The sequence below is a fragment of the Devosia marina genome (assembly GCF_009758415.1).
In the GTDB taxonomy this organism is placed as follows: domain Bacteria; phylum Pseudomonadota; class Alphaproteobacteria; order Rhizobiales; family Devosiaceae; genus Devosia; species Devosia marina.
This window is the reverse complement of the sequence record NZ_WQRF01000003.1, coordinates 68,224-92,829: the sequence shown is the minus strand read 5'-3', so window position 1 is coordinate 92,829 and position 24,606 is coordinate 68,224. Positions and strand designations below refer to the sequence as shown.

Annotated in this window: 28 protein-coding genes; 10 read left to right on the top strand and 18 right to left on the bottom strand. The window is 62.7% G+C overall.

The genetic code is table 11. From position 1 onward, the window contains the following. Positions 1-3: 3 nt before the first annotated feature. Entirely contained in the window at positions 4-339 is a 336-nt protein-coding gene (locus GO014_RS11450) for a cupin domain-containing protein (protein ID WP_157290456.1), read from the top strand. Here GO014_RS11450 and GO014_RS11445 read toward each other — a convergent pair. Then, entirely contained in the window at positions 336-956 is a 621-nt protein-coding gene (locus tag GO014_RS11445) for a peptidase M15 (RefSeq protein ID WP_157290822.1), read from the bottom strand. The genes GO014_RS11450 and GO014_RS11445 overlap by 4 nt on opposite strands. 91 nt (positions 957-1,047) lie before the next feature. On the opposite strand from GO014_RS11445, the gene GO014_RS11440 reads away from it, so the two are divergent. Genes GO014_RS11440 through uxuA form a run of 3 tightly spaced genes read left to right on the top strand, consistent with a single transcriptional unit; the run spans position 1,048 to position 3,310 of the window. Then, complete coding sequence (locus GO014_RS11440; protein ID WP_157290455.1) at positions 1,048-1,665, top strand: trimeric intracellular cation channel family protein; 618 nt, start codon at positions 1,048-1,050, stop codon at positions 1,663-1,665. Further along, positions 1,662-2,009 carry a DUF4326 domain-containing protein gene (locus GO014_RS11435; protein ID WP_157290454.1) on the top strand — a complete coding sequence of 116 codons (348 nt, stop codon included), beginning with the start codon at positions 1,662-1,664 and terminating at the stop codon, positions 2,007-2,009. Before GO014_RS11440 ends, GO014_RS11435 begins: the two co-directional genes overlap by 4 nt. Positions 2,010-2,068: 59 nt before the next feature. Further along, complete coding sequence (gene uxuA, locus GO014_RS11430; RefSeq protein ID WP_157290453.1) at positions 2,069-3,310, top strand: mannonate dehydratase; 1,242 nt, start codon at positions 2,069-2,071, stop codon at positions 3,308-3,310. Here the strand turns inward: uxuA and GO014_RS11425 are convergent. The 6 genes from GO014_RS11425 to GO014_RS11400 form a co-directional block, all read right to left on the bottom strand. Continuing rightward, positions 3,292-4,431, bottom strand: coding sequence for a succinylglutamate desuccinylase/aspartoacylase family protein (locus GO014_RS11425; RefSeq protein ID WP_157290452.1), 1,140 nt, complete (start codon positions 4,429-4,431; stop codon positions 3,292-3,294). The genes uxuA and GO014_RS11425 overlap by 19 nt on opposite strands. Before the next feature lie 11 nt (positions 4,432-4,442). Beyond that, positions 4,443-4,730: an MTH1187 family thiamine-binding protein gene (locus GO014_RS11420; protein ID WP_157290451.1), complete on the bottom strand. Its 288-nt coding sequence runs from the start codon at positions 4,728-4,730 to the stop codon at positions 4,443-4,445. Between the two features lie 14 nt (positions 4,731-4,744). Next, positions 4,745-5,479, bottom strand: a complete 735-nt coding sequence (locus GO014_RS11415) for an ABC transporter permease subunit (protein WP_116588892.1) — start codon at positions 5,477-5,479, stop codon at positions 4,745-4,747. Beyond that, positions 5,479-6,291, bottom strand: coding sequence for an ABC transporter permease subunit (locus GO014_RS11410; RefSeq protein ID WP_246204590.1), 813 nt, complete (start codon positions 6,289-6,291; stop codon positions 5,479-5,481). The genes GO014_RS11415 and GO014_RS11410 overlap by 1 nt, the downstream gene beginning before the upstream one ends. Positions 6,292-6,411: 120 nt before the next feature. Continuing rightward, on the bottom strand, positions 6,412-7,164 hold the full coding sequence (locus GO014_RS11405; protein ID WP_157290449.1) for a transporter substrate-binding domain-containing protein: 753 nt from the start codon (positions 7,162-7,164) through the stop codon (positions 6,412-6,414). Positions 7,165-7,231: 67 nt separating this feature from the next. Further along, on the bottom strand, positions 7,232-8,029 hold the full coding sequence (locus GO014_RS11400) for an ABC transporter ATP-binding protein (protein ID WP_116589169.1): 798 nt from the start codon (positions 8,027-8,029) through the stop codon (positions 7,232-7,234). Positions 8,030-8,180: 151 nt separating this feature from the next. On the opposite strand from GO014_RS11400, the gene GO014_RS11395 reads away from it, so the two are divergent. Then, complete coding sequence (locus GO014_RS11395) at positions 8,181-8,969, top strand: YdcF family protein (protein ID WP_157290448.1); 789 nt, start codon at positions 8,181-8,183, stop codon at positions 8,967-8,969. 59 nt (positions 8,970-9,028) lie between these two features. Here the strand turns inward: GO014_RS11395 and GO014_RS11390 are convergent, their stop codons facing one another. Together GO014_RS11390 and GO014_RS11385 are read right to left on the bottom strand one after the other, a co-directional pair. Continuing rightward, positions 9,029-9,196, bottom strand: a complete 168-nt coding sequence (locus tag GO014_RS11390) for a DUF1328 domain-containing protein (RefSeq protein ID WP_104894937.1) — start codon at positions 9,194-9,196, stop codon at positions 9,029-9,031. A 116-nt stretch (positions 9,197-9,312) separates the two neighbouring features. After that, a complete protein-coding gene (locus GO014_RS11385) occupies positions 9,313-10,107 on the bottom strand; it encodes a response regulator (protein WP_116588896.1) in 795 nt (264 codons plus the stop codon). Between the two features lie 178 nt (positions 10,108-10,285). On the opposite strand from GO014_RS11385, the gene GO014_RS11380 reads away from it, so the two are divergent. Further along, complete coding sequence (locus tag GO014_RS11380) at positions 10,286-10,489, top strand: NepR family anti-sigma factor (RefSeq protein WP_343030920.1); 204 nt, start codon at positions 10,286-10,288, stop codon at positions 10,487-10,489. 4 nt (positions 10,490-10,493) lie between these two features. Next, positions 10,494-11,048 carry an RNA polymerase sigma factor gene (locus GO014_RS11375; protein ID WP_116588898.1) on the top strand — a complete coding sequence of 185 codons (555 nt, stop codon included), beginning with the start codon at positions 10,494-10,496 and terminating at the stop codon, positions 11,046-11,048. Here GO014_RS11375 and GO014_RS11370 read toward each other — a convergent pair. Continuing rightward, a complete protein-coding gene (locus GO014_RS11370; protein ID WP_157290447.1) occupies positions 10,994-11,404 on the bottom strand; it encodes a response regulator in 411 nt (136 codons plus the stop codon). The genes GO014_RS11375 and GO014_RS11370 overlap by 55 nt on opposite strands. Before the next feature lie 140 nt (positions 11,405-11,544). On the opposite strand from GO014_RS11370, the gene GO014_RS11365 reads away from it, so the two are divergent. From GO014_RS11365 to GO014_RS11355, 3 genes are all read left to right on the top strand, one after another. Further along, the gene (locus GO014_RS11365; protein WP_246204589.1) at positions 11,545-12,303 is read left to right on the top strand and encodes a Crp/Fnr family transcriptional regulator; all 759 of its coding nucleotides are present in this window, start codon (positions 11,545-11,547) and stop codon (positions 12,301-12,303) included. Between the two features lie 77 nt (positions 12,304-12,380). After that, positions 12,381-13,805, top strand: coding sequence for a sensor histidine kinase (locus tag GO014_RS11360; RefSeq protein WP_179952961.1), 1,425 nt, complete (start codon positions 12,381-12,383; stop codon positions 13,803-13,805). Next, positions 13,802-14,722 carry a diacylglycerol/lipid kinase family protein gene (locus tag GO014_RS11355; RefSeq protein ID WP_157290445.1) on the top strand — a complete coding sequence of 307 codons (921 nt, stop codon included), beginning with the start codon at positions 13,802-13,804 and terminating at the stop codon, positions 14,720-14,722. Before GO014_RS11360 ends, GO014_RS11355 begins: the two co-directional genes overlap by 4 nt. 10 nt (positions 14,723-14,732) lie before the next feature. On the opposite strand, the gene GO014_RS11350 is transcribed toward GO014_RS11355, so the two are convergent. The 8 genes from GO014_RS11350 to GO014_RS11315 all read right to left on the bottom strand — a co-directional run bounded on the left by GO014_RS11350 (position 14,733) and on the right by GO014_RS11315 (position 24,590). Next, positions 14,733-15,170, bottom strand: coding sequence for a hypothetical protein (locus tag GO014_RS11350; protein WP_157290444.1), 438 nt, complete (start codon positions 15,168-15,170; stop codon positions 14,733-14,735). 2 nt (positions 15,171-15,172) lie between these two features. Further along, on the bottom strand, positions 15,173-15,541 hold the full coding sequence (locus tag GO014_RS11345) for an ElaB/YgaM/YqjD family protein (protein WP_116588903.1): 369 nt from the start codon (positions 15,539-15,541) through the stop codon (positions 15,173-15,175). Between the two features lie 212 nt (positions 15,542-15,753). Further along, a complete protein-coding gene (locus GO014_RS11340; RefSeq protein WP_116588904.1) occupies positions 15,754-15,906 on the bottom strand; it encodes a DUF3309 family protein in 153 nt (50 codons plus the stop codon). Positions 15,907-15,950: 44 nt separating this feature from the next. Next, positions 15,951-16,121 (bottom strand): hypothetical protein, encoded by a 171-nt coding sequence (locus GO014_RS11335; protein WP_157290443.1) that lies wholly within the window; start codon positions 16,119-16,121, stop codon positions 15,951-15,953. A gap of 105 nt (positions 16,122-16,226) precedes the next feature. Beyond that, positions 16,227-17,105: a transglutaminase family protein gene (locus GO014_RS11330; protein ID WP_157290442.1), complete on the bottom strand. Its 879-nt coding sequence runs from the start codon at positions 17,103-17,105 to the stop codon at positions 16,227-16,229. Positions 17,106-17,116: 11 nt separating this feature from the next. Next, entirely contained in the window at positions 17,117-19,528 is a 2,412-nt protein-coding gene (locus tag GO014_RS11325) for a circularly permuted type 2 ATP-grasp protein (RefSeq protein WP_157290441.1), read from the bottom strand. A gap of 4 nt (positions 19,529-19,532) precedes the next feature. Continuing rightward, positions 19,533-22,880 (bottom strand): transglutaminase family protein, encoded by a 3,348-nt coding sequence (locus GO014_RS11320; protein WP_157290440.1) that lies wholly within the window; start codon positions 22,878-22,880, stop codon positions 19,533-19,535. 123 nt (positions 22,881-23,003) lie between these two features. Beyond that, entirely contained in the window at positions 23,004-24,590 is a 1,587-nt protein-coding gene (locus GO014_RS11315; protein ID WP_343030919.1) for an FGGY-family carbohydrate kinase, read from the bottom strand. Positions 24,591-24,606 lie beyond the last annotated feature (16 nt).

Below are 24,606 nucleotides of genomic sequence, written 5' to 3'. Positions count from 1 at the left end.
GAGATGACTGAACAGAGGCTTTTTGCACAACCCGGCGCCACCGAATGGACCGAGCTGGCCCCGGGCAATACCCGAAGGGTGCTAATCCATATGCCCGAGTTGATGCAGGTCGAGTTCGGCTTCGACAAGGGCGCGGTCGGCGCACCGCACAGCCACCCCCATGTCCAGGTCAGCTATGTCGCCGAAGGCCGTTTCGAGGTGACCATTGACGGGGCGACCGAAGTGGTCGGGCAGGGCGGCAGCTTCATTGTCCCCTCGGGGCTGGTGCACAGCGTCGTTGCCCTGGAGAAGGGGCGGCTCGTCGATGTGTTCACGCCGATGCGGGCGGACTTCGTCTAGCCGATCTCTTTCAGCATTTCCGCATAAGCCGCCTCATGCCGCCCGGCCCAATTGGCCATGCCCGGCTTGGTCAGCCGGCCACGCCGGGGTGGGATGAAGCTTTGAATGCTGCGGGTCGGGGCCTCGTGCCATTGCAGGTTGAAGGCCGCGAACTTGGGAAAGAACTCCATATCGGAATAGGGCAAGTGATCGTGTATCCACCAGGCCAGGGCTTCCCAGTCGCCTGTCCGCTCATAATAGGGAATGAAACGGTTGACGATCACGCAGGCCGTGGCGCCCATATGGCCGTTGGCGTCGCGCCGGTCCCAGATATGGCCGGCAAAGTTCTTTTCATTGGTGGCGCAATTGAGCTTGTTGGCATTGCCGAACCCGTTAACCTGGGGCGAGCGATAGGCCGAGCGCACCGAGATGCGGCCAAACCGACGCTGAAGCGGTTCGAGCAGCTCCTCGCACAGGTGTTTGCCGGCGGCGATGGCCAGGTCGGGGTTATCGGGCAGATTCTGGAAGCCGTTGATGGTGGCGATCTCGGAATAGAGAAAATCGCGCATGAAGAAGCTTTGCGAGAGGCGCGTTCTGCCGAATTCTTCGAGGAGGCGGACGGTGCGGGGCTGGCGCATGGGGCTTGTTTCCGAAGCGAGCGACGGGCAGATGGTGATGGCGTAACGTTGTCCGGACAACCCGGTTTCGACGCATCTGGAGACCCGCGCCATGCTGACTATCGCCTTTTACATCGCCATCACCGTGGAGGCGATGACCGCCGCACTGGCGGCTGGGCGGCGCAATATGGACTGGTTCGGGGTGTGCCTGATTGCCTGCGTCACGGCGCTGGGTGGCGGCACCATGCGCGATATCCTGCTCGATCACTATCCGCTGGTATGGGTCAAGAACCCCTATGTGCTGCTGCTGGTCTGCGGCGCGGCGTTGCTGACCATTCCCCTTGCGCGACTGGTGGACCGACTGAAGTGGCCCTTCCTCTTGCTCGATGCGCTGGGGTTGGTGGTGTTCACCGTGATCGGCTGCAATATTGGCATCGAGGCGGGCGTCCATCCCATCATCGTCATCGTGGCGGGCATGGTGACGGGAACGGCTGGCGGCGTGCTGCGCGATGTATTGTGCAACGACATTCCGCTGATCTTTCAGGGCGAACTCTATGCCACCGTGTCGCTGATTACCGGGGTAATCTACTTTCTTGGCCTGACCAACGGCATGCCCGGCGATCTGATGGTGCTGATTGCCATTGCCGTCGGCTTCACCCTGCGCGTTTTGGCACTGGTGCTGAAATGGGAAATGCCCAAATTCGTCTTCGATCGGAATATGCGGAAATGAAACCGGCGCGCATTGTCCTGTCCCGCAAGGCGGGGTTCGATCTGCAGGCCGTGTCACACGCGCTCAACGGCCTGCCGGCCCAAACGGTAGCGCGCCCCGGTCGCTGGGGTAACCCGTTCACGATCGCCGCTGTGATGGCTGAAACCGGGCTTGAGCGGGATGCCGCGCAGGCCGAAGCGGTGGCCCGCCATGCGCGCTGGTTGGCAGGGGAGATCGAGGCCAACCGGCCGCGTCCCTCCCAAGCCGAAATCCGCACGGCACTCAGCGGCAAGAATCTGGCCTGCTGGTGCCGGTCTGGTACGCCGTGCCATGTCCAAACTCTGCTGGCGCTGGCCAATGATTGAGGCTTTCGGCGATACGCTGAATATGGCAATGAGCTTCCATACAAGAGAGGAATTTTGACTTGCGACAGACGTGGCGGTGGTTCGGCCCCAAGGACCTGACCAGTATTGACGATATTACCCAGGTCGGTGCGGCAGGTGTGGTGAGCGCCTTGCACCACGTGCCCAATGGCGTGGTGTGGTCGCCCGAGGAAATTGCCAAGCGCCATGAGGAGATCGCGACGCGGAAGGACGGTTCGGCGTCGGGGTTAACCTGGGACGTGGTGGAAAGCCTGCCGGTCACCGAAGACATCAAGAAGCAGAAGGGCGATTGGCGGGAGCATATCGCCAACTACAAGATCTCGATGAAGCATCTGGCCGATAGCGGCATTGAGACCATTTGCTACAACTTCATGCCGGTGCTGGACTGGACCCGCACCAACCTGCGCTGGACGGTGCCCAATGGCGGCTCCTGCATGCGCTTCGACATCAATGATTTTGCTGCCTTCGACATCCACATCCTCAAGCGTCCTGGCGCGGCTACTGACTTCACCAACGCCATTGCCGACGAGGCAGCGCGACGCTTCGAAGCCATGAGCGAGGACGAACAGAAGCAGCTTGGGCGCAATGTCACGATGGGGCTGCCGGGCTCCACCGAATCCATGTCACTCGAGGACGTGCAGGCGCACCTCGATGAATATGGCGCCATCAGCCGCGAGCAATTGCGGGTGCATTTCGTCAATTTCCTGGAAGAGGTGGTGCCGGTGGCCGAAGATCTGGGGCTCAGGCTCTGCTGCCACCCGGACGATCCGCCATTTGCGCTATTGGGTCTGCCGCGCATCATGTCGACCGAGGAAGACTACAGATACATTCTCGAGGCCGTCGACAGCCCTGCCAATGGCATGACGCTGTGTTCCGGATCGCTCGGAGCGCGGCCGGACAACGATCTGCCCGGCATGATGGAGCGCTTTGGCCCCAAGGTGCATTTCCTGCACCTGCGCAACGTCAAGCGAGACAGCGACGACATTGCCGGTTCCTTCTTCGAGGCCGAGCATCTGGGTGGAGACACCGACATGGTGGCGCTGATTGCCGCCATCCTCAGGGAAGAACGGCGTCGCAAGGCTGAAGGCCGCGCGGATTGGGAAATCCCGATGCGGCCGGATCACGGTCAGGACATTCTGGACGATCTCGGCCGCCGCTCGCAGCCGGGCTATCCGACCATCGGCCGCATGAAAGGCCTGGCCGAACTGCGCGGCGTGATGACTGCGCTCGATCATGCGCAATGGGGTCTGGCGCGTAGCGAGCGTCAGTCCTCCAGCAGGTAACCACCAGCGCGCGTGGGCAGAATATCACTGCCCACGATCTTGGCCACAGAAGATCCGGGCACGACATATTTTGCGCTGGCGCGGGAGAGGATGAAACCATCCGTGCCAGCCCTCAGCGGCGTGCGCGCAAGGAACGCTTCGGGGCCATCCATGGCGATGATATCGGCAACGACATCGCCCTTGTTCACCTTGTCCCCCAACGCAACGCGATAGGCCAGCAGGCCGGGACGGTCGGCGCGCAGCACTTCGGTGGCTTCGAAGGGGGTTGGGCCCGGTGCGGGGCTGGCGGGCGCGGGTCTTGCGTCGATCAAGCCGCGGCCGGCCAAGAAGTCGAACAGGCCCTGAGCGTCTTCGCGGCCGAGGTCATCATGCGTATCGGCCTGGCCCCGATATTCCAGCGTTGCGGTTTCGGCGCCCATCGGGATTGGGAAGTTCGAATTGGCGCGCTGGGCCTTGCGATAGAGGTTGGGCAAGACCTCATCGAACGAGCCGCCGCCGCTGTCTTCGGCGGTCAGGGTCGCTGCCACCTGCATGCGGTCGGCCAGATCCTGCAGGCCGGGCATCAGGTTGGGCGAAGTGAAGATATGTTTCAGGCTCTCGTCGTCGCAGTGCAGGTCGAGCATGATATCGGCATCATGGGCGGCCTTCAGGATCAGCAGGCGCAGATGCTGGGCGGCAGTTGCCGGCTGCTGCTGATCGATCCAGGTGCCGACGGCTTGGCGGATGGTTCGCAAATTGGCTGTCGCATCATCGGTGAATTTGCCGGCGACGGCCTCGGCAATCAACGGGTAGAGATCGGGCCAGCGGCGGTTGAAATTGACGCCGGTTTCGAGGTCGTAGCGGCCGATATGGCGGCGCAGAAGACGGGTGGCCAGGCCCAGCGGATTGACCGAGGGAAAGACCACGAACCGTGCCTTGAGCGAATTGGCGGCATCGGCGTCGCGCAGCATGGGCAGCAAATGGTGCAGCGCCATGGTGCCGGGCTGTTCGTCGGCATGCAGCGCGGCCTGCAGATAGATCTTGGTTTCGGCCGCTTCTGGCCCGGCGGTGTACCAATAGATTGTGGTCGAATGGCCGGGCGCATCGCCGGCAAGCTGATGCTGATGCTGAGTAAAGGTCATGATGGGCTACTTCAGGCGAGACGGGCCAGCTTGTCGGCCATGCACTGGGGTTTGTCGATACGGGTCGAGAAATGCATGGTGCAGAAAATGCGCTCGACGCCCATCTCATGCAGGCGCGCGCAACAGGCCTCCACCGCGGCACTGACATCGGCCATCTCGCCTTCGATATTAGTGCCATTGGCGTGCATGTCGTGGGTGAGGCCGGTGGTTTCCAAAACCTCGCGCACGGCCTCGATATAGGCGGACACCGATGGGCCCACGCCCATCGGGACGATGCAGAGATCGGCGATGACTTTCATGGCAGTTCCTCGTCTCAACGCAGCCATTTGGGCGCAAAGCGCAGGCCCGGCTGGGCCGGCAGATGGCGCATCAGGCGCTGATAGACCAGGCCGAACAGGAAGAACACCACCAGCGAGACCGCAAGGAAGTAGAGCGCGGCCACAGAGAAATGCAGGAATGCATTGAAATCGCGTTCGAACAGGGTCTTGGCGGTAATCATCAGGTCAGCCTGCGGGCCGACAACGGGCAGGGCAAAATAGACGATGGCCGTGGCGTGGAACAGAAATACCACCTCATTGGTATAGGCCGGCCAGGCCAGCCGGATGAGATTGGGCCAGACCACCCGGCGGAATTGCTGGCTGCGGCTCATGCCGTAGGCCCTGGCCGCCTCGACGGCGCCGCGGGGCACGGCGCGCAGCGCGCCATAGAAGATCTCGGCGGTGTAGGCGGCAGTGTTGAGCACGAGCACCAGCGGCCCCATGAAAAGGGGATGCAGCACGAAGCCGGAAATGCCGAGCGGCCGCCACACGGTCAGGTTGAGCGAAAGCGCCAGCGAATAGAACATGAAGAACTGGATGAACAGCGGGGAGCCCCGAAAGGCATAGATATAGCCGCGCGAGAGCGCATTGATCAGCGGATTGGACGAGGCCTTGCCCAGCGCCAGGAATACCGCCATCACAAAGCCCAGCGGGATCGAGGCCAGGGCGAAATAGATGTTGAACACCACCGCCGGGGCCATGATGGCCAGATCGTTGAAGAATGCCTCCATCAGGTCCGCACCTCGGACAGGATGCCGCGCCCGGTGCGGCGCATCAGATATTCGAAGGCGCGTTCGGACAGCCAGGTGACCAGAATATAGAACACGAACAGCACCAGGTAGTAGCGCCAGCGCCAGTCGTCATGGACCAGGCCCACCGTGGGCAGGAAATTGGGCGCGCCGAGCCGGTCGGCCCAGAGCACGATATCGGCGATCTGCAGCAGGGAGAGCAGCGAAGTGGCCTTGACGATCAGCATCCACACATTGGAGAGGCCCGGCAGGGCATAGACCCACATCTGGCGGATGTGGACGCGCCAAAGCACCTGGGTGGTGCTCATGCCGTAGGCGCGCGCGGCTTCGAGCTGACCGGCCGGAACGGCGCGCATGGCGCCATGAATGACATTGGTGGCAAAGGCGCCATAGACGAGCCCCAGCGAGACGCTGGCGAGCAGGAGATATTCAGTGGTGCCCAGGAACCAGTTTGCTTCGCGGCAGGGCGGCCAGGGGGCCGTCTGGGCGGCAATCGCCTCGGGCGAGCAGACCTGGGTGGACACCAACCATTCCACGCCCTGCTCGAAGGCCAGTGGGAAGAACAGGAAGAACAGCACATCGGGCACGCCGCGCACGATCGACGAATAGGTCGAGCCGACGAGGCGCAGCACGAAGAAGCGCGAATTCTTCAGCGTCGCGCCGGTCAGGCCGAACACCACGGCCAGGGCGCCGCCGAGCAGGGCAGCATAGATCGTGAACTGGAAACTGGCGTACCAGGTCAGATGCTTGCCATTGGTGATGTAGCCGAGCCAGAAGGCGAGGTCTTCGAACATGCCGCTCTTTCGCGGTTGGAGCATTTCCTGCAAAACTGGCAACGGTTTTACGGTTCGGAAATGCGTCAATACAAGTGTCCCTCCCGGTGCCGGGAGGGACAGGATTGGAGCCGGATCGGCTTATTCGGAGAAGAACGGACCCATGCCGTCGAACCACTGGGCGATCAATGCGTCCACAGTGCCGTCGGCCTTGAGCGTGGCCAGAGCCTCGTCAACGGTGGCCTTGAGTTCAGTGTCTTCCTTGCGCACGCCGGCACCCACGCCGCCGCCGATCATCACGTCTTCACCGACGAATTCGAGTGCGCCGTTCGAGGCGTTCACGACCGGCTCGAGATAGGCGCCGTCGGCCAGGATGGTGTCGAGATTGCCGGCGGCCAGGTCAGCCATGGCCTGGTCAGCGGTCGAGAAGGTGACGATGGTGTTGGCCCCGCCCAGGTTTTCCTCGGCATAGCCGGCCTGGATCGTGCCGCCCTGAACGCCGACGCGGGCGCCGGACAAGGCTGAAAAGTCGAGACCAGCGCCGGCAGCGGCGACGAACTTGGACGGATCGGGCGGGAAGTAATTGTCGGAGAAGTTGATGGTTTCGAGGCGTTCATCGGTGATCGACATGCCGGCCATGATCAGGTCGTAGTTGCCGGCCAGCAGATTCGGGATGATGGAGTCCCAGTCATTGATGATCCACTCGCAGCTCAGCTCCGCGGTTTCGCAGATGGCATTACCCAGATCGATCTCGAAACCGGCCGGTTCGCCAGCATCGTTGAGGAAGTTCCAGGGTGCATAGGCGCCTTCCGTGGCGATGCGGACAGTGTCCTGGGCGAAGGCGGGGGTGGCGAGGGCCAGAACGGCGGCCGCTGCCAGCATAGTCTTTTTCATTCTCGTTCTCCGTTTGCTTGTTCGTGTTGTCATTGCGCCCGGTTTTCCGGGTCGTTTTCCATGCAGCTCAGTCGTGGCTGGCCGCATTGAGAAATTGTTTGAGGCGGGCCGATTTGGTGGCACCGAACACCTCGTCGGGCGCGCCTTCCTCCTCGATCAGTCCCTGATGGAGAAAGATCACCCGGTCGGACACCGAGCGGGCAAAATCCATGTCATGGGTCACCAGCACCATGGTCCGGCCCTCGTCAGCCAGGAGCTTGATGACGCGCAGCACCTCCACTTCAAGCTCGGGGTCGAGCGCAGAGGTGGGTTCGTCAAACAGCATGACGCGCGGATTGATGCAGAGGGCCCGCGCGATGGCGGCGCGCTGCTGCTGTCCGCCCGACAGTTGCGCGGGATAGGCATCGGCCTTGTCACCGATCCCTACTTTGTCGAGCATGGCGCGGGCTTCGGCTTCCACCTCGGGGCGCGCGCGCTTTTGCACCACCAGCGGGGCTTCCATGACATTTTCAAGAATGGTCATGTGCGCCCAGAGGTTGAACGACTGGAACACCATGCCCAGCTCGGAACGGATGCGGCGGATCTGGTGTTCGTCGCCAATGCTGCGGCCCTGGCCATTGCCCTTGAGCACAATGGCCTCGCCGTCGATCAGCACATCCCCGCGATCGGGGATCTCGAGCATGTTGATGCAGCGCAGCAGCGTGGATTTGCCTGATCCGGAAGACCCGATAAGGGAGACGACCTGCCCTTCGCGCGCGGTGAAGGAAATGCCCTTGAGCACTTCCAGGGCGCCGAAGGACTTGTGAAGTTCGCGCAGTTCGACGACCGGCGATGGCTCCGCTTTTGCGGGCGCTGCCTGCTTCATGCTCACCATTGGCCCGTTATCGGGCGCTTCCTGACTGGCGATTGCCTTATTAATCGATTGGCAATCTTGACCGTCTGGTAGAAAACCAGAAGCCTGTGAGATAGCAAGCGAAAAAGCGGGTTTTGCCCGCACCGCGCAAGGTAGGGTGGGCATGTTCTTTGTTGTCTCGAAGCTGTTTTGGCTGGTGGCGCAGCCGATCAGCATCGTGCTGCTGCTCATTGTGCTGGGCAGCCTTCTGGTGGCGTTCGGGCGGCGGCGCCTGGCCCTTGCTGCGCTGGTTCTGGCGATTGGCGTGCTCGGGCTGGCCAGCCTGACCAATTTCGGCGCGGTGATTATTCGACCCCTGGAAGAGCGTTTTGCTGTCCCGGTCCTGCCCGAACGGGTCGATGCCATCGTGATGCTGGGTGGCGCAACCGTGTCGCGTATCAGTGGCGCGCGGCAGACCGTCGCCATGAATGATGCCGGCGAGCGGCTGAGCACTACCTTATGGCTGGCGCTGCGCTTTCCGCAGGCGCGCATCGTGCTCTCGGGTGGAGGTGGTCTGCTCAGCGCGGAGGGCGAGAGCGAAGCGGAGACCGCCCGCCGGTTCTTTGTTGGATTGGGGATTGATGAAGAGCGGTTGGTGCTCGAGGGACAGTCGCGCAATACGATCGAGAACGCCCGCTTCACCCAAAGCCTGCTGGCCGAGACTGGCGGTACCACCGTGCTGGTGACTTCGGCCTTTCACATCCCGCGCTCTGTGGGCCTGTTTCGTGCCGAAGCGGTCTCGGTCCTTCCGTGGCCCACCGATTTCCGCAGCACAGGCAAAGAAAGTTTCGGTTTCGATCTGGCCGATTTGGGGCGCAATCTCGATACGACCTCGACCGCCATGCGCGAGTGGATCGGACTGACGGTCTATTGGGCCACCGGGCAGATCGACACCTGGTTCCCTGCACCGTGAACAGAAAGAAGCGGCGCCCCTTGGGCGCCGCTTCTTTCTGTTGAATTCGACTGTCGGTCCTATGTGCCCCTGCGGAACAGACCAACCACCAGCGAGATCACGAGGAACGCCAGGAACAGGAAGAACAGGATCTGCGCGATACCAGCCGAGGCGCCGGCAATGCCACCAAAGCCCAGCACGCCAGCGATCAGCGCGATAACCAGAAAGACCAGTGCATAATACAGCATGGTAAACTCCATGTTTTGATACTTGCACTGACAACGCCGCTGTTCGCTGCAAGTTCCGGACGCAAAGAAAAAGGCCGGAACGTGCCGGCCTTATTCTTCAATCGTGTGTGCCTGGATCAGGCTGCGGCGCGCGAGCCTTCGTCGAAGAACAGAGCCTGGCTGATCAGGGCCTTCACCATGTCGGGGTTGAACGGCTTGGTGACCAGGAATGTCGGTTCGGGCCGCTCCCCGGTCAGCAGCCGCTCGGGGAAGGCAGTGATGAAGATCACCGGCACCGAGTGATTGTTGAGAATGTCGTTGACCGCATCAATGCCTGAACTGCCGTCGGCAAGCTGGATGTCGGCCAGGATCATGCGGGGCTGGGTCTGCGCAAACAGGCTCAGCGCTTCCTTGTGGGTGCGGGCAACGCTGACCACCTTGTGGCCGAGGCTCTGCACCATCTGCTCGATATCCATTGCGATCAGCGGTTCATCTTCGATGATCATGATCTCGGTGGCTACCTGACGGGAAATGTCGGTGGACGCCTGGTCGAGCAGGTCGGCGAATTCGTCCTCGCTGGTCGAGAGGATCTCGGCGGCCTGGGCGTGGCTGAACCCTTCCACGGCCACCAGCAGAAAAGCCTGGCGGGGCAGGGGCGCCAGATTGGCCAGGTTGGCGGCGGCGCGCTGTTCCCAGGCAAAACTCGAAGCCGGTTCCGGCACTTTCACCGCAGAGGATGAAAACAATGCGGAGAAAAGTTTGTAGAGTGCAATGCGGTCATTGCTGGCTTCGGGGAACAGGGAGATATCGGCGATCAGCGCTTCGAGCGTTGCGGCGACATAGGCGTCGCCTGAGGTCTGCGAACCGGTGACGGCGCGAGAAAACCGCCGCAGGTAGGGCAGATGCGGTGCGATCCGCGTGGACAAGGACATAGACGAAAACTCCCGGGTGACGCTTGTTGTACTGTACCTCACGATGGCCCAAAACGTGTGTTGCCGAGAAAAGTTCCGGCAGTTTGGAACTTTTGCAGCTCTCCGGGCATTTGGGGCACGGTACAGCGCGACAAATCAAGACTGAACGGTCAAATTGGGAATGAAGAAGGAAAATCTGGTGACGCAGCAACGTGTGCGCATGCAGGCGGAGCGGGCGGAAGATGGGCTCGGTCCGACTTCGGACATCGGGTCGCGTCTGCGCGCCCTTTATGGAGCGGTTCAGGACGAGGGCGTCCCCGACCAGCTTCTCGACTTGCTCGAAAAGCTCGACAACGCCGAACAGGCCCAGAGCGACAAGTCCTCCAATCGCGGTGGGGAGTAACGGCATGAGTGCCGAGGGAACGTCCTTCAAACGTGAAATGCTTGCGACCCTGCCCAGTCTGCGCGCCTTTGCGGTGTCGCTGACCGGCAAGCATGACAAGGCCGATGACCTGGTGCAGGACACGGTGATGAAAGCCTGGGCCAAGCAGTCCAGCTTCGAAATGGGCACCAACATCAAGGCCTGGCTGTTCACGATCCTGCGCAACGAGTTCTACAGCCAGATGCGCAAGCGCGGGCGCGAAGTGCAGGACAGCGATGGGGCCTTTACCGAGCGTCTTTCCGTGCATCCTTCCCAATATGGGTCGATGGATCTCGAGGACTTCAAGGCAGCGCTCTCCGAGCTGCCGGATGACCAGCGCGAAGCCATCATTCTGATCGGCGCTTCGGGCTTTTCCTATGAAGAGGCGGCCTCGATCTGCGAATGCGCCGTTGGCACCATGAAAAGCCGGGTCAGCCGCGCGCGCACGCGTCTGACCGAGCTGCTCAAGGTGAGCGGGGAGTCCGACTATGGTCCCGATGCCGTCTCTGCGCAGGTGACGTCAGGCAACCACGGCTTCTGAGCGAGGCGGACCTTTACTGCTTCGGCCAGGTCCGCATCCGGAAATGGCTTGAGCAAGATCGGAGTGCCGGGCAGGCCCGGCACACCCTCCGCGCGAAGGTCATCGGCGCTGATGCCGATGACGGCCACTCCGCTTCGAGCCAATTGTTGGGCAAACGCGATCAGCTCGGGCTTGTCGGTTTCGATTTCGACAATTGCGAGCGCTGCCGATGTCCAGTCAGACATATGCTGATTGGCTTCGTCAGGGCTGCGCGCCAGAACGACATGAGAGGCCCCCATGGCCTGCAGGGCGCTTTGTATTCCCAATGCGATGATGAATTCGGTCTCGAGGACGAGAACCGTGCGGCCGTTCAGCATGGGCGTGCTTTCTGTTCGTGTGGCCCCCCGCCCCTGATCGGCTCATCTGGCGCGTCTGTCATTTAACTATGACATGTCGGGAACGCGCCATGCCCACATAGCGTTCGGTATCTCGACTTCTAAAAGCGTCAGGAAATCAATTGAGTTTGGTCCTTCCCTCTTCCGGGCGACGCGTGTCCTGCGAGCAATGCCCGCTTCGCACGCTGCCAACGTTTCGCGACTTTTCGGCCGGTGAGCTGAAATTCGTTTCCAGTTTCAAAACCGGCGAAATGACCGCCGAATCCGGAGCCGTCTTCCTCACCGAGGGTGCTCATAGCGCGCAGTTATTCACCGTGCTGTCGGGCTGGGCGTTTCGCTTCAAGATGCTCGATGACGGGCGGCGGCAAATCCTGAACTATGTGCTGCCCGGCGATCTGGTCGGGTTGCAGGGCTCGGTGATCGGGGAGATGGAGCACTCGGTCGAAGCGCTTTCGCCCTTGGTGCTGTGCGTGTTTCAGCGCGATCGGCTCGATGAGTTGTTTGCCAACCACCCTGGCCTTGCCTTTGACGTCACCTGGCTGGCAGCGCGCGAAGAGCGCATGCTGGACGATCATCTGCTCAGCCTGGGCCGGCGCTCGGCGCTGGAGCGGGCCGCCTATCTCCTGGCCTTCCTCCATGAACGGGCGGTCTCGGTGGGGTTGGGCAAGGGACAGGGGCCGGTATCCATCCCGCTGACCCAGCAGCATGTCGCCGACACGCTGGGTCTGTCGATCGTTCACACCAACAAAACGTTGCGCAAACTGACAAACAAGGGTCTCATCCGCTGGCTTGGGCGGAGCTGCGAAGTGCTCGATGCAACTGAGTTGGCGCGCGTGGCCGGGTGGGAAGGTCTGGGTGAGCCGGTCCGTCCCCTGATTTAGCCATGTCGGCCTCATTGCTGCCATCGCTGGAAAGCATTGCTCGGGCACAGCGGCCGCACCCGTCGCAGGAGCAGGAGATGAGCGTCTTGGTTGACGGGCTCAAAAGTGTCGAGGGACCGCATCTTGTCCGGCGGGGCACACGACGCCTGGCGGTGTGGGTTTCGCTCGGCCTGGTGTGCCTGGCCGCCGTTGCGGCGCTGATGCTGATGCAGGGCATCGACCGACAGCTTAACGACATCAACAAGACCTATGCGGTGCGCAATGCCGCACGCGAGCTGACCCATGCGCTGAGCCAGGCCGAGGCCAGTCAGCGCGGTTTTTTGCTGACGGCCGATCCGCAGTTTCTCCAGCCCTATCGAGAAGCGGTCTCCAGCCTGGATCGTCGCGTCGCCGCCCTGATGGACATGACGACGGATGATCGCGGGCAAAGCGACCGCGTGGCCAGCATTACCGGTGACATCTCAAGCAAGATGGCGGAAATGAACCGCACCGTGGAGCTGGTCTCGACGCGGCGCAGTGAAGAGGCCCAGACGCTGACCGAGACCGGTATGGGCGCGCGGTTGATGGCCGAGGTTAGCGCAACCTTGGAAGAGTTCATCGCCGAGGAAGATGCCAAGCTGGCGGATCGCAACCAGCAGATCGACCAGACCCGAACGGGCTTGGTCGCAGCGTTGATTGCCGCGCTCGCTGCGGCGGCGATCCTGGCCTATGCCTTGTTGATGCGCACCCAGAAGCAGGTTAGCGCCTTGGCCCAGCGCCATCGCGGGCTGTTGAGCCAGAACGAGGCGCTGGAAGAAGAAGTGGCCGAGCGCACGCGGGATATCGAGGAAGCGCGAGCCCATGCCGAGCGCGAACGCCAGCGGGTCGAAGCGCTGTTGCAGGACACCAATCATCGCATCGGCAATTCGCTGGCTACGGTCTCTTCGCTCCTGGCCCTGCAGGTCATGCGCACCCAGTCGGACGATGTTCGCGCGGCGCTCGAAGCGGCGCGGCTGCGTGTCCATGCGGTGGCCTCGGCCCATCGCCGCCTTCGCCTGGGCGATGACCTTGAAACTGCGCGTGCCGATGAATTCCTTGCAGCGGTTCTCGAGGACCTTGCCGAAACCCAGACCGATGGCGGGCGGATCGCAGTACATGGCGAGCTCTCGCCCATTGAAGTGAGTGCGCGCGATGCCACGACGCTGGGCATTCTGGTCGGAGAGCTGGTGACCAATGCGCTCAAATATGCCTTTCCGGACGCGCGCAGCGGCACCATAACTGTCACCTTGGCGCCCGACGATGAAGACGTGCCGATGCTCCGCGTTAAGGATGACGGCGTGGGCATGCGGGAGGGTGATGATGCAACCGAATCCGGGCTGGGCTCGGTTATCGTCAGACAGCTCTCGGGCCAGTTTGGCGGGGAGCCGCATTACGCCCCAGCGGATGGTGGTGGGCTCGAAGTGAGGGTTCGGCTTCCCGAACTGGGCCGCACCAGGACAACAACCAAGGATGATATTCTTTGAAAATCCGGGCCATTTTGAACAAGGACGGCGGGACCCTGCGCACCATGGATCTCGACGAGATCTGCGCTATGGCAGCGGACCTGTTTGCGCGCGAGGGACACGAACTCGACTGCACGATCGTTGCGGGCAAGGATGTCGAGCAGGCCCTCAAGGCCGCTGCCAAAGATCCGTCCGTCGAGGCGGTGATAGCCGGTGGTGGCGATGGCACGATTTCGGCGGCGGCGGGCATTGCCTTCAAAAGCAACAAGCCTCTTGGCGTTTTGCCGGCCGGCACGATGAACCTGTTTGCGCGTGCCCTGGGCATGCCCCTGGAGCTCGATCGCGCCTTGGCTGCCATCGCGCGCGGGGAGGTCGACCGCATCGATATCGCCACGGCCAATGGCCGGCCTTTCGTGCATCAGTTCGGGGTCGGCATTCACGCGCGCTTGGTGCGTATCCGCAATGGCATGGTCTATCGCAGCCGTGTCGGCAAGATGCTGGCCAGCCTGCGCGCAATCCTGGCAGCAGCGGTCAACCCACCGCGCTTTGAGGTCGAGTTGCACACAGAAAAGGGCGACAGGACGGTAACCGCGACGGGCGTGGCAATTTCCAACAATCCGCTCGATGACAGTCCTGTGCCGGTGGCCATGACGCTTAATTCAGGGCGTCTGGGTGTCTATGTGGCACACAGTGTTTCCACCCGGGAATTGCTCAACCTGGCGCTCGATGTGATGAGCGGAAGCTGGCGCGCCAATCCGGCCGTCAGCGAAACCGAAGTGCGCGACCTGATCCTGCGTTTTCCCAAGCGCAAGCGGGGCACCCATGCCGTGGTCGACGGGGAACTGATTGATTTGGAAAACGCCGTGGATCTGCAATTGCATCCACTGGCCCTGCCGGTGATCCGGCCCCCCGCAGACATGCGCACCGATAGGCGCTGACGCTGTCGCGTCAGGCCTCGTCCTCTTTATCGTTGTCACGCAGGAGGGCAATGGCGGCTATGGCCGCAGCAGGCAGCCCGATGCGCAGCAACATGGGTGATTTGGTCAACAGTGGCAGGGCGGTAAGTGCGGCGGTGGTCAGGAACGTACTGGTTTCCTTGGCCCTGCGGCGCTCCGCCAGTTCCCGCTGCCGGTGGCTGCGGCCGATCAGCGAGCCCAGATAGACAGCAAGAGCAAGGACCAGAAACGTGCCTGCCAGAATGAGGGCAGCGATGATGGGCCCGACAATGTCGGCCAGTGCCATGAAGCCGGCCGCGATCAGGAAGCCGATGGCGATGGCGCAGGACAGCGCGATCAGCCCCCAGACCAGGGCGGCGGCCTTGGCCTTGGATGCAAGGCCTTCAACCTCCAGCCCCAGCAGGGAGGCAAGTGGCGAAATCAGACCCATAATTAGTGCCGGGTGAGCAGGGCGAAGACGAAGCCAATCCCGGCTGCCGCGGCTACGGCCGTCAGTGGCTTTTCGCGGATTGTATCCTTGAGCTGCTTTTCGGCCTGGGTCACCTGGTCCTGTGCGTCGTCCAGCAAGTGCTGGCCGCGAGCCTGCAACTGCTTGACCTCATTGGTCGCCAGCGCGCGGGCCTCGCCGACTTTCTCGCCGGAGAGCTTTCCCAGCGTGTCGGAAATCGCCTTGATGTCGGCCTGAAGCTGGGCGACCTGCGCCTCCAGTTCCTGCTCGCGGGTCTCGGTCTTGGCCTTGGCGGCCGCGCCACCATTGCCGGCCTTGCGACGGGTTGGGGCCATATCGGAAGTCGTAGCCATTGGACGCTCCTTGTTGAGTCGTCGGAACAACGCCAGGGACCAGCAGGAGTTCCGTGGTGAGTGGGGTGAAAAAAAGAAGTCCCGACAAGCCCTTGGCCTGTCGGGACAAAAGGTGCGGATCGAAAGGGGGGCGACCGTCGATCCGCAAGGGCACAATCCATTTTCAAGGAAACCAGAGGGACCTGGCGTGCCCGTTTGGGTTTAAGCGGTGGCTAGATGCGACCCATCAGGACCAGGATCAGCACCACGACCAGAACGACGCCGAGAATGCCTGAGGGGAAGTAGCCGAAGCCCCGTGAATATCCCCAGGTCGGCAGCGCGCCGATTAGCAACAGAACAAGAATGATAAGAAGTATCGTACCCATTGAACCCTCCGGGATCTGTTGTTGGCTGGTGCGCCATTTCGACCCTAGAGAAGGGCGACCAGCAGAGCGGTGGCAGTCGCCAGGATGAGGGAGGCGGGAAGCAGAGCTAGTGCCACTTCGGCGAAGCGCGACTGGTGATCGTAAAGATCGTCGCTCCAGGTGGCTGCGGTGACCCGGCTGTTGCCATCATGGGTTCTGAACTGGGACTGGTTCATCGTCGTCATCTCCTGCGATCCGGTTTGCCGGACCTTTCCTGGCGGGGCTGCTCTGCCCGCGTGCCAAAAGAACGAGGTGATGACGATTTTGGTTCCGTTACCGGGTCACTCGACGCGCAGCACGTCCACCGATTGCTTGGTCTCGTGCGACCCATGGGTGCGCAGAACGCCGACAATGGGCGAGATGTCGGAATAGTCACGCCCATGGCCGGTCGAGATATGGTCGGGCCCGGCAATCATGGCATTGGTGGGGTCGAACTCGACCCAACCCAGATGCTGGCCGCACCAGGCCCGCACCCAGGCGTGCATGGCGTCAGCCCCTTCCAGGCGCGCCTGTCCTTCGGGGGGATTGGTCCTCAGGAAACCCGAGACATAGCCTGCCGGAATCCCAAGGCCGCGTAGTCCCGCAATCATCACATGGGCGAAATCCTGGCACACGCCCTTGCGCAATGCGAAGGCCTCGGCAGGACGGGTTTCGACATCGGTCGCCTTGGGGTCGTATTCGAAGTCCTGGTGGATCGCCATGCAGAGTGCAGTGGCAACGCCCAGCGTCGTAGACGCGTTCGCTGCCGCGCCGCGCGCATAGTCGGTGATCGCAGGAACGATCTGTACGCGGGACGAGGCGGCCAGGAAGTGCTGCGGGCTGGTGGACGCCACCGACCAATATTGCCCGATCTCGCGGGAGAGTTGCGCCAGTGGCGGAGACAGGTCGGCGGGCGGCGAGAATTCCTCGATCTGCACACGTGCGGTCAGGCGTATGGTCAGCTTGTCATGCGGATCGGTCATGGTGATGGCGGTGACCGAATTGCCGAAGAAGTCGAGAAAGCCGCTCTGGCGCGCCGGCGCCGGTTCAATGGCCAGCGAGGAGGCAATCACACGCTGCAGGCCGGGCACATTGGCCGGCGCCACGCGAATGTGGTGGCGCCCGCCATGCACCGGGGCGTCATAGTCATATTCCAGGGCCAGGCGGATATCGTAGAGCATCTGTCCTGCCTCTAGGTGAAATAGGCTGCGGCGATCAGGCCGGACAACATGCCCACATCGTCTGCCAGCCGGTTGAGCCGCGCCGGTGTCATGCCGCTGGCTTCGGCGATGACCAGATCTGTGTGGATCTCCAGCGCCAGCTTGGCGGCAGGAGATAGCTGTTCATCGTCAATGCCGCCGGGCAGGGCCTCGATCTGGTCTCTCAGGTCGGCGAGCTGAAACAGCACCGAGCGTGGATTGAGCGGGTCGAGCACCAGAAGGTCGACGGCACTCAACGCACCGGCCGTCACCGAATAGCGGCGCCGGTGTGACATCACGCTGTCGCCGATTTCGAGCAGCATTTCGACCGACCCGTCGGGGGCTTCGGGGGCCGTCAGCCAGCCGGTGATGCGCGCCAGTTGCATGGCGCGCTCCAGGCGTCGACCCAGTTCCAGAAAACGCCAGCCGGCGAAGCGATACATGTTCTCGTGCACCAGGCCCGAGAAGCCGGCAAGCTTGCGCAGCAGCACCGTCATGGCGCGGGTGGCATCGTCGCCTGTGTCGATGCGCGAGGCAAAGCGCTGGGCGGTCTTTTGCAGGTCGGTCAGGGCCAGCCAGCCATCGGGAGAGAAACGGTCGCGGATCTGTCCGGCGCTGTGCACGGCGCTGTCGATGGAGGCCAGCAGTCCCTGCGGCATGGCTTCAGCGGCGTCGACATCGAGCGTTTCAAGCAGCGCCGCGCAATGCGTCAGGATCGGCAAATCCGGCTTGGAGAGCTCGGCCAGCCGGGCATTATAGGCGCGCAGGATCCGCACCGAGGCTTCGCAGCGCTCAGCATAACGCCCCAGCCAGATCAGATTGTCGGCGGCGCGGCTGGGCAAATTGCCGGGGGCGTTGCGCACCAGCTTTTCGCCCTCGCGCGGCAGCAGCGAGACCTGCTCGACCGGCTTGCTCGACAGCACCCAGACGTCGGCCGCCTGGCCGCCGCGTTGCATGGCCAGGGCCGTCGTATCGGTGGTGGAACCGACGCGGGCAAAGCCGCCGGGCATGATCGTCCAGCCTTCATCGGTACGGGCGGCGTAGACGCGCAGCGTAATGGGCCGCGGTTCGAGCTTGCCATCAACATAGACTGGGGCCGTGGAGAGCCGGACTGGCTCCTGCCCGACATAGGCGCCGCCATCATTGGCAATGCGGGATTTGAGGTCTGCCTTCTGCTCGGCGGTCATGCTGGCGCCAAGGGCGGTGCCGCGCAGATCGTCGAAAGGCAATTGTGTGGAAAAGGCGGGGCCGATCATGAGCTGATCGAAATTGTCGAGCACGAATTCGCGCTCGGCGCCCTGGCCGCACCACCAGGTGGCGATTTCGGGCAATTCCAGCCCGGTGCCCAGCAGATGCTTGCACAGGCGTGGCATGAAGGCGGCCAGCGCCCTTGTTTCCATGATGCCGGTGCCCAGCGCATTGATCATCGAGATCGAGCCGGCGCGGAGCGCCTCGACCATGCCGGGTGTGCCGATATGGCTGTCATAGCGCAGTTCGAGCGGATCGGCGAAACTGGCATCGAGCCGCCGCCAGAGCACGCTGACCGGCTTGAGGCCGGCCACGGTTCGCACCATAACCTGCCCGTCCTCGACCACCAGATCCTCGCCCTCGAGCAGCATCAGCCCGAGATAGCGGGCGATATAGGCGTGTTCGAAATAGGTTTCGTTGAGCTGGCCGGGGGTGAGAATGCCGACGCGACCGCCATCGCGTTGGGCCTGGTTGAAAAGCGCATCGCGGAAGCCGCGGAAGAAACCGGCCAGCCGATTGATATTCAGCGAGGCGTAGATTTCGGACAGGGCACGGGTCGTGGCTACGCGATTTTCCAGCGCGAAACCCGCACCCGATGGCGCCTGTGTTCTGTCACCCAGCACCCACCACGATCCGTCCGGCCCGCGTCCCAGTTCGAAGGCGCAGAAATGCAGATAATGCCCGCTGACCGGTCGTATCCCGACCAGGGGGCGAAGGAACTCGCTGTTCTGGGCGATCAGCTCGGGTGGCAGCAGGCCTTCCTGCACCAGCGTGTTGCTGCCATAGATATCGGCGACAATGGCTTCGAGCAGTTCGGCGCGCTGGGTCAGCCCGCTCGAAATCTGTACCCAGTCGGCCTCATTGATCAGCAGCGGGATATGGGCCAGCGGCCAGGCGCGTTCCTTACCCTCGGCCCCGTCATATTTGCGGTAGAACACCCCGGCATCGCGCAGATACTGGTCGGCGCGCTCGACCCGGGCGGCCAGTTCGGAGGGGCCCAGTGCATCGAAGGCCGCCATGAGTTTATCCCAGCCGGGCCGTATGGCGCCGGACGGGTCGATCATCTCGTCCGGCACGCCGGGCAACAGGCGGTAATCAGCAATGATGCTGGGGCCGGCTGGGGGCTTGCCGCGGGTCTGGTGATTCCGCGAACTCATGGCACTACGTGAACCGCGCCGGCCGTCTGAGGTCAAGCGTCAGCGGAAACTCATCCGCAGGCTTTTCGGGCGTGAGGCGATATCCACCCGGTGTGTAATTGTGCGGCACGAAGCGCGCGAGGCGCCGGGCCTCGGCTTCATTGCCATTGACCGGGAAGGTTTCGTAATTGCGTCCGCCCGGATGGGCCACGTGATAGGTGCAGCCGCCGATCGGCCGACCAGTCCAGTTGTCGTAAATGTCGAACACCAGCGGCGCGTGCGCCGGTATGGCCGGATGCATGCCAGAGGCCGGCTGCCAGGCCTTGAAGCGAACCCCGGCCACCGCTTCGCCTATAGCACCGGCGGGTTGCAGCGGCATTGGGCGCTGGTTGCAGGTCACCGTGTAGCGGGAGGGATTGGCGGCCTCGAGACGTACCTGCAGGCGCTCCACCGAGGAATCGACAAAGCGCACTGTGCCGCCGATCGCGCCCTGTTCACCCATCACATGCCAGGGCTCAAGCGCCTGGCGCAGTTCGAGCCTGACCCCATCCACTTCGACTTCCCCGCAGAAGGGGAAGCGGAATTCTAGCTGGGCGGCGAACCATTCGGGTTCGAAATCAAATCCGTGCTGGCGGAGGTCCTCCAACACACCGAGGAAATCCTGCCATACGAAACTGCCAAGCATAAAACGGTCGTGCAGGCTGGTGCCCCAGCGGGTGAAGTCGCCCGAGAGCGGCTTGTCCCAATAGCGGGCAATCAGGGCCCGGATCAGCAATTGCTGGGCGAGCGACATGCGCGCATTGGGCGGCATTTCGAAACCGCGGAACTCCACCAGCCCCAGCCGCCCGGTCGGGCCATCGGGGGAATAGAGCTTGTCGATGCAGATTTCGGCGCGATGCGTATTGCCGGTGACATCGACCAGCAGATTGCGGAACAGGCGGTCGGTCAGCCAGGGCAGAGGCGGGGTGCCTTCCCCCGGCGCCGGCACCTGCGCCATGGCAATTTCGAGCTCATACAAGCTGTCGTGGCGGGCCTCATCCAGGCGCGGGGCCTGGCTGGTCGGGCCGATGAACATACCGGAGAACAGGTAGCTCATCGAGGGGTGCCGCTGCCAATGCAGCACCAGCGACTTCAAGAGGTCCGGCCGGCGCAGGAACGGACTGTCATGCGGCGTGGCCCCGCCGACGACGACATGATTGCCGCCGCCAGTGCCGACATGCTTGCCATCGATCATGAACTTGTCGGCGCCGAGGCGGCATTGGCGTGCCTCCTCATAGACCGCTTCGGTCGTGGCCACGCAGTCATCCCAGCTTGAAGCGGGATGGATATTGACCTCGATGACACCCGGATCGGGTGCCACGCGAATGACGTTGAGACGCGGGTCCTGCGGCGGGGCATAGCCTTCAAGATGGACCGGCTGGCCGATTTCTTTTGCCGCTGCCTCAGCCGCTGCGATCAGTTCGAGGAAATCTTCGAGCTTCTCCACCGGCGGCAGGAAAATGCAAAGGCGATGCTCGCGCACTTCGGCGGTGACGGCGGTACGCACCTCGCCCTCGATTTCGCTGATTACCTGCTCGGTGATGTCCTGTTGCTCAGTCGCTGCGGTGAAGTCGGCAGCGGCCTGGGCGCGCGGATCGGTTTCAAGTCCGGTCTTGCTGCGCGCGAGGATTTCTTCAGGATCGGGCAGGGGGCCGCGCGGCACACCCGGGTCCTGGGGCACCACATGCGGATAGTCAGTAGCCTTCAAATGCTTGAGCGAGCTCAATGGCAGACGATAGCCCGCCGGACTGTCGCCGGGCGCCAGGAACAGCTTGCCGCGCCTGGTTTTCCATTTTTCAGTCAGCCAGGGGCTGGAGGCCTTGGCATTCCAGCGTTGCACGGGCAGCACATAGCCGGTGGGATGGGTCAGGCCCCGCTCGAATACCTTGGCAATGCGCGAGCGCGCCTCGGGATCGGCCAGTTCGGAATTGGCCGGGTCGACATTGGCCGGCAGGTTGGCTTCCTTTAGCAGCCATTCGCCGGGGTCTTCATAGGCCTCATCGATGGTTTCGCCCGTCAGGCCGAGATTGCGCGCAAAAGCATCGAGGAATCTTCGCGCATCCTCATGCGTGGCATCGGTCTTGATGCCCTCCTGGGCGATCAGCTTTTCATCCTGCCACACCGGCTTGCCGTCGACCCGCCAATAGAGTGAGAAGGTCCAGCGCGGCAGGGTTTCGCCCGGATACCACTTGCCCTGGCTATGATGCAGCATGCCATTGGGAGCAAAGCGCTGGCGCAGGCGGCGGATCAGCTGATCGGCCAGGCGCCGCTTGGTGGGGCCGACCGCGTCGGCATTCCACTCACCGGCCTCGAAATCATCGATGGACACGAAGGTCGGCTCGCCGCCCATGGTGAGGCGCACGTCCTGCTCATTGAGCTTTTCGTCGACCTTTTTGCCCAGGGCGTTGAGTCGCTCCCAGCTTCCGTCGGAGAACGGCTTGGTGATGCGTGGATGCTCGGCGATCCGGGTCACCCGCATGTCGAAGGCGAAGTCGACTTCGGCAAAAGAGGCAAAGCCGGAAATCGGCGCGGCATTGCGATAATGCGGCGTTGCTGCCAGCGGCACGTGGCTTTCGCCGGTCAGCAGACCAGACGTGGGGTCAAGGCCAATCCAGCCAGCGCCGGGCAGATAGACTTCCGCCCAGGCATGCAGATCGGTGAAATCGTGGTCGGTGCCCGCCGGGCCATCGAGGGATACAATGTCGGGCTTGAGCTGGATCAGATAGCCAGAGACAAAGCGCGCGGCCAGGCCGAGGTGGCGCAGGATGTTGACCAGCAGCCAGCTCGAATCCCGGCAGGAGCCCTTGCCGTTGCCCAGCGTTTCCTCGGGCGTCCAGACGCCGGGTTCGAGGCGAACGATATAGTTCACCACGCTTTGCAGATGGGCGTTCAGATCGGTCACGAAGGTGACGGTGTTTTTCGGGCTTTTGTCGAGCTCATCAAGGAACTTTTGCAGCAGCGGCCCGGCCGGCTCGGGCCTCATATAGATCGTCAGATCGTCGCGCAGATCCTCGGGATATTGGAAGGGCCAGGTCTCGCCGCTCTCCTCGACGAAAAAGTCGAACGGATTATAGACCGTCATGTCGGCGATCAGGTCGACTTCGATCTTGAGTTCGGTCACCGGCTCGGGAAACACGAAGCGCGTCTGGAAATTGCCATAGGGATCCTGCTGCACATTGACGAAGTGCAGGCTAGGGCTGACCCGCAACGAGTGGCTGAGCACCTTGGTTTTGGAATGCGGCGCCGGCTGCAGACGAATGACCTGCGGCTGCAAGGTGACCGGACGGTCATATTTGTAGTGGGTCAGATGATAGATGGCGGCTTTGATCGACATGCAGCTTCTGTCGCTCGCTTTTAGGCCACGGATTTTGGCTTCCCGGAAAGGAGCTTATCGGGGATTGCGACGCGTGGATAGGCGCTGCATGCGCCGGGGCATCAGCGGCCGCCAATGGCGGCGCTAGTCTAGTGCGTCGATGACTTGGCGCTGTTTGAGCATTTCAAGGAAAATGCGGTAGTCGCGGTCGAATTGCGCCCGAGCTTCGACCTTGGGCGCGCGGGCGGTGCCGCCTTGCTGCATGGCCAGACACGCCTGATCGAGGCTCGAATAGAGCCCGGCTGCATTGGCGGCGACCATGGCCATGCCGAGCAGGGTCGCATCCGGCGTCGAAGGCTCGACCACGGTGCAGCCGGTTGCATCGGCGTAAAGCTCCATCAGCAGCGGGTTGCGGGTGTGGCCGCCGGTGATGTGCAGCGTGTCGATGGCATAGCCCTTGGTGTTGAGAGTATCGAGAATATGCCGCACGCCCAGCGCAATGGAAACGCAGCTGCGCCAATAGAGCCTGCAGAGGCTGTCAAAGTCGCTGTCGAGTGTCAGCCCGGAGATCACGCCCAGCGCTGACGGATCGCCCAATGGCGAGCGATTGCCGTGAAAGTCCGGCAACACGTGCAGGCGGTCAGCCAGGGCCAGCCCCTCGCTTTCTCGCAGTTCCATCACCCGGTTGCAGATCGCCAGATGCTTGTCGCGGGTCGGCTCACCCCCGGCGCTGTGCCAGAGTATGATGTGGTCGAGCAGCGCGCCGGTGGCGGACTGACCGCCTTCATTAAGCCAGACACCTGGCAGCACGGCGCCGTAATAAGGACCCCAGACGCCCGAGGTCGGCCGGTCCTCGGCCGAAAGCGCCATGACGCAGCTCGAGGTTCCGGCGATCAGCGCCAGGTGCCGGTCGATGGTCTCGACATCGGCGGTGAAGGCGCCGAGCACCCCCAGGGCTCCGGCATGGGCATCGATCAGGCCGGCACCGACCCTGCAGGTCGTGGTGAGGCCGAGCTGATCTGCGGCCTCGGGCGTCAGCGGTCCGAGATCGGTGCCCACCGGGCTGGCTTTTTGTGGCAGAGCCGCCTTTTCCAGCAGGTCTTCAAGTCCGACCCTGGCGAGAAAATCCTGCCGCCAGCTTTGTGCATCGTGGCCCAGATAAGTCCATTTGCAGGTGAGGGTCGATTGCGAGCGAGCCAGTGAGCCCGTTGCTTGCCAGGACAAGAAATCGGCCAGGTCGAACATCTGCCCGGCGCGGTTCCAGCTTTGTGGCAGATGCCGCTTGAGCCACATCAGCTTGGGCACTTCCATTTCCGGCGACATGACGCCACCGGCATAGTGCAGTACCTCATGGCCGGTGCGGGTGCACTCGTCGGCCTCGTCAAGCGCCCGATGGTCGAGCCAGACAATGGTATCCCAGCGGTCTTCGCCATCACGCGAAACAGTGACCGGCGCGCCGGAAGCGTCCCGCACCACCAGCGAGCAGGTGGCATCAAAGGCGATGCCGGAGACATTCTCGGGCTTCACATCCGCTATCGACATGGCCTCGCGGACTGCTTCACACACGGCCTGCCAGATCTGGCCACTGTCATGCTCGGCGAAATTGGCGTCGGTGCGCCGCATGAGAATAGGCACTTCATGCCGACCAAGGAACTGGCCATCGCGCGTGAAGACACCGGCCCGGGCGCTGCCGGTTCCCACATCCACACCCACCAGGAAGTCCTGCGACACGCCGCCCTCGTATGTT

What these genes read in the sequence shown, in the direction of transcription:
- GO014_RS11450 (WP_157290456.1), top strand. Translation starts at nt 4, where the DNA reads ATGACTGAACAGAGGCTTTTTGCACAACCCGGCGCCACCGAATGGACC.
- GO014_RS11445 (WP_157290822.1), bottom strand. Translation starts at nt 956, where the DNA reads ATGCGCCAGCCCCGCACCGTCCGCCTCCTCGAAGAATTCGGCAGAACG.
- GO014_RS11440 (WP_157290455.1), top strand. Translation starts at nt 1,048, where the DNA reads ATGCTGACTATCGCCTTTTACATCGCCATCACCGTGGAGGCGATGACC.
- GO014_RS11435 (WP_157290454.1), top strand. Translation starts at nt 1,662, where the DNA reads ATGAAACCGGCGCGCATTGTCCTGTCCCGCAAGGCGGGGTTCGATCTG.
- GO014_RS11425 (WP_157290452.1), bottom strand. Translation starts at nt 4,431, where the DNA reads ATGACCTTTACTCAGCATCAGCATCAGCTTGCCGGCGATGCGCCCGGC.
- GO014_RS11420 (WP_157290451.1), bottom strand. Translation starts at nt 4,730, where the DNA reads ATGAAAGTCATCGCCGATCTCTGCATCGTCCCGATGGGCGTGGGCCCA.
- GO014_RS11415 (WP_116588892.1), bottom strand. Translation starts at nt 5,479, where the DNA reads ATGGAGGCATTCTTCAACGATCTGGCCATCATGGCCCCGGCGGTGGTG.
- GO014_RS11410 (WP_246204590.1), bottom strand. Translation starts at nt 6,291, where the DNA reads ATGTTCGAAGACCTCGCCTTCTGGCTCGGCTACATCACCAATGGCAAG.
- GO014_RS11405 (WP_157290449.1), bottom strand. Translation starts at nt 7,164, where the DNA reads ATGAAAAAGACTATGCTGGCAGCGGCCGCCGTTCTGGCCCTCGCCACC.
- GO014_RS11400 (WP_116589169.1), bottom strand. Translation starts at nt 8,029, where the DNA reads ATGAAGCAGGCAGCGCCCGCAAAAGCGGAGCCATCGCCGGTCGTCGAA.
- GO014_RS11395 (WP_157290448.1), top strand. Translation starts at nt 8,181, where the DNA reads ATGTTCTTTGTTGTCTCGAAGCTGTTTTGGCTGGTGGCGCAGCCGATC.
- GO014_RS11390 (WP_104894937.1), bottom strand. Translation starts at nt 9,196, where the DNA reads ATGCTGTATTATGCACTGGTCTTTCTGGTTATCGCGCTGATCGCTGGC.
- GO014_RS11385 (WP_116588896.1), bottom strand. Translation starts at nt 10,107, where the DNA reads ATGTCCTTGTCCACGCGGATCGCACCGCATCTGCCCTACCTGCGGCGG.
- GO014_RS11375 (WP_116588898.1), top strand. Translation starts at nt 10,494, where the DNA reads ATGAGTGCCGAGGGAACGTCCTTCAAACGTGAAATGCTTGCGACCCTG.
- GO014_RS11370 (WP_157290447.1), bottom strand. Translation starts at nt 11,404, where the DNA reads ATGCTGAACGGCCGCACGGTTCTCGTCCTCGAGACCGAATTCATCATC.
- GO014_RS11360 (WP_179952961.1), top strand. Translation starts at nt 12,381, where the DNA reads ATGAGCGTCTTGGTTGACGGGCTCAAAAGTGTCGAGGGACCGCATCTT.
- GO014_RS11350 (WP_157290444.1), bottom strand. Translation starts at nt 15,170, where the DNA reads ATGGGTCTGATTTCGCCACTTGCCTCCCTGCTGGGGCTGGAGGTTGAA.
- GO014_RS11345 (WP_116588903.1), bottom strand. Translation starts at nt 15,541, where the DNA reads ATGGCTACGACTTCCGATATGGCCCCAACCCGTCGCAAGGCCGGCAAT.
- GO014_RS11340 (WP_116588904.1), bottom strand. Translation starts at nt 15,906, where the DNA reads ATGGGTACGATACTTCTTATCATTCTTGTTCTGTTGCTAATCGGCGCG.
- GO014_RS11335 (WP_157290443.1), bottom strand. Translation starts at nt 16,121, where the DNA reads ATGAACCAGTCCCAGTTCAGAACCCATGATGGCAACAGCCGGGTCACC.
- GO014_RS11330 (WP_157290442.1), bottom strand. Translation starts at nt 17,105, where the DNA reads ATGCTCTACGATATCCGCCTGGCCCTGGAATATGACTATGACGCCCCG.
- GO014_RS11325 (WP_157290441.1), bottom strand. Translation starts at nt 19,528, where the DNA reads ATGAGTTCGCGGAATCACCAGACCCGCGGCAAGCCCCCAGCCGGCCCC.
- GO014_RS11320 (WP_157290440.1), bottom strand. Translation starts at nt 22,880, where the DNA reads ATGTCGATCAAAGCCGCCATCTATCATCTGACCCACTACAAATATGAC.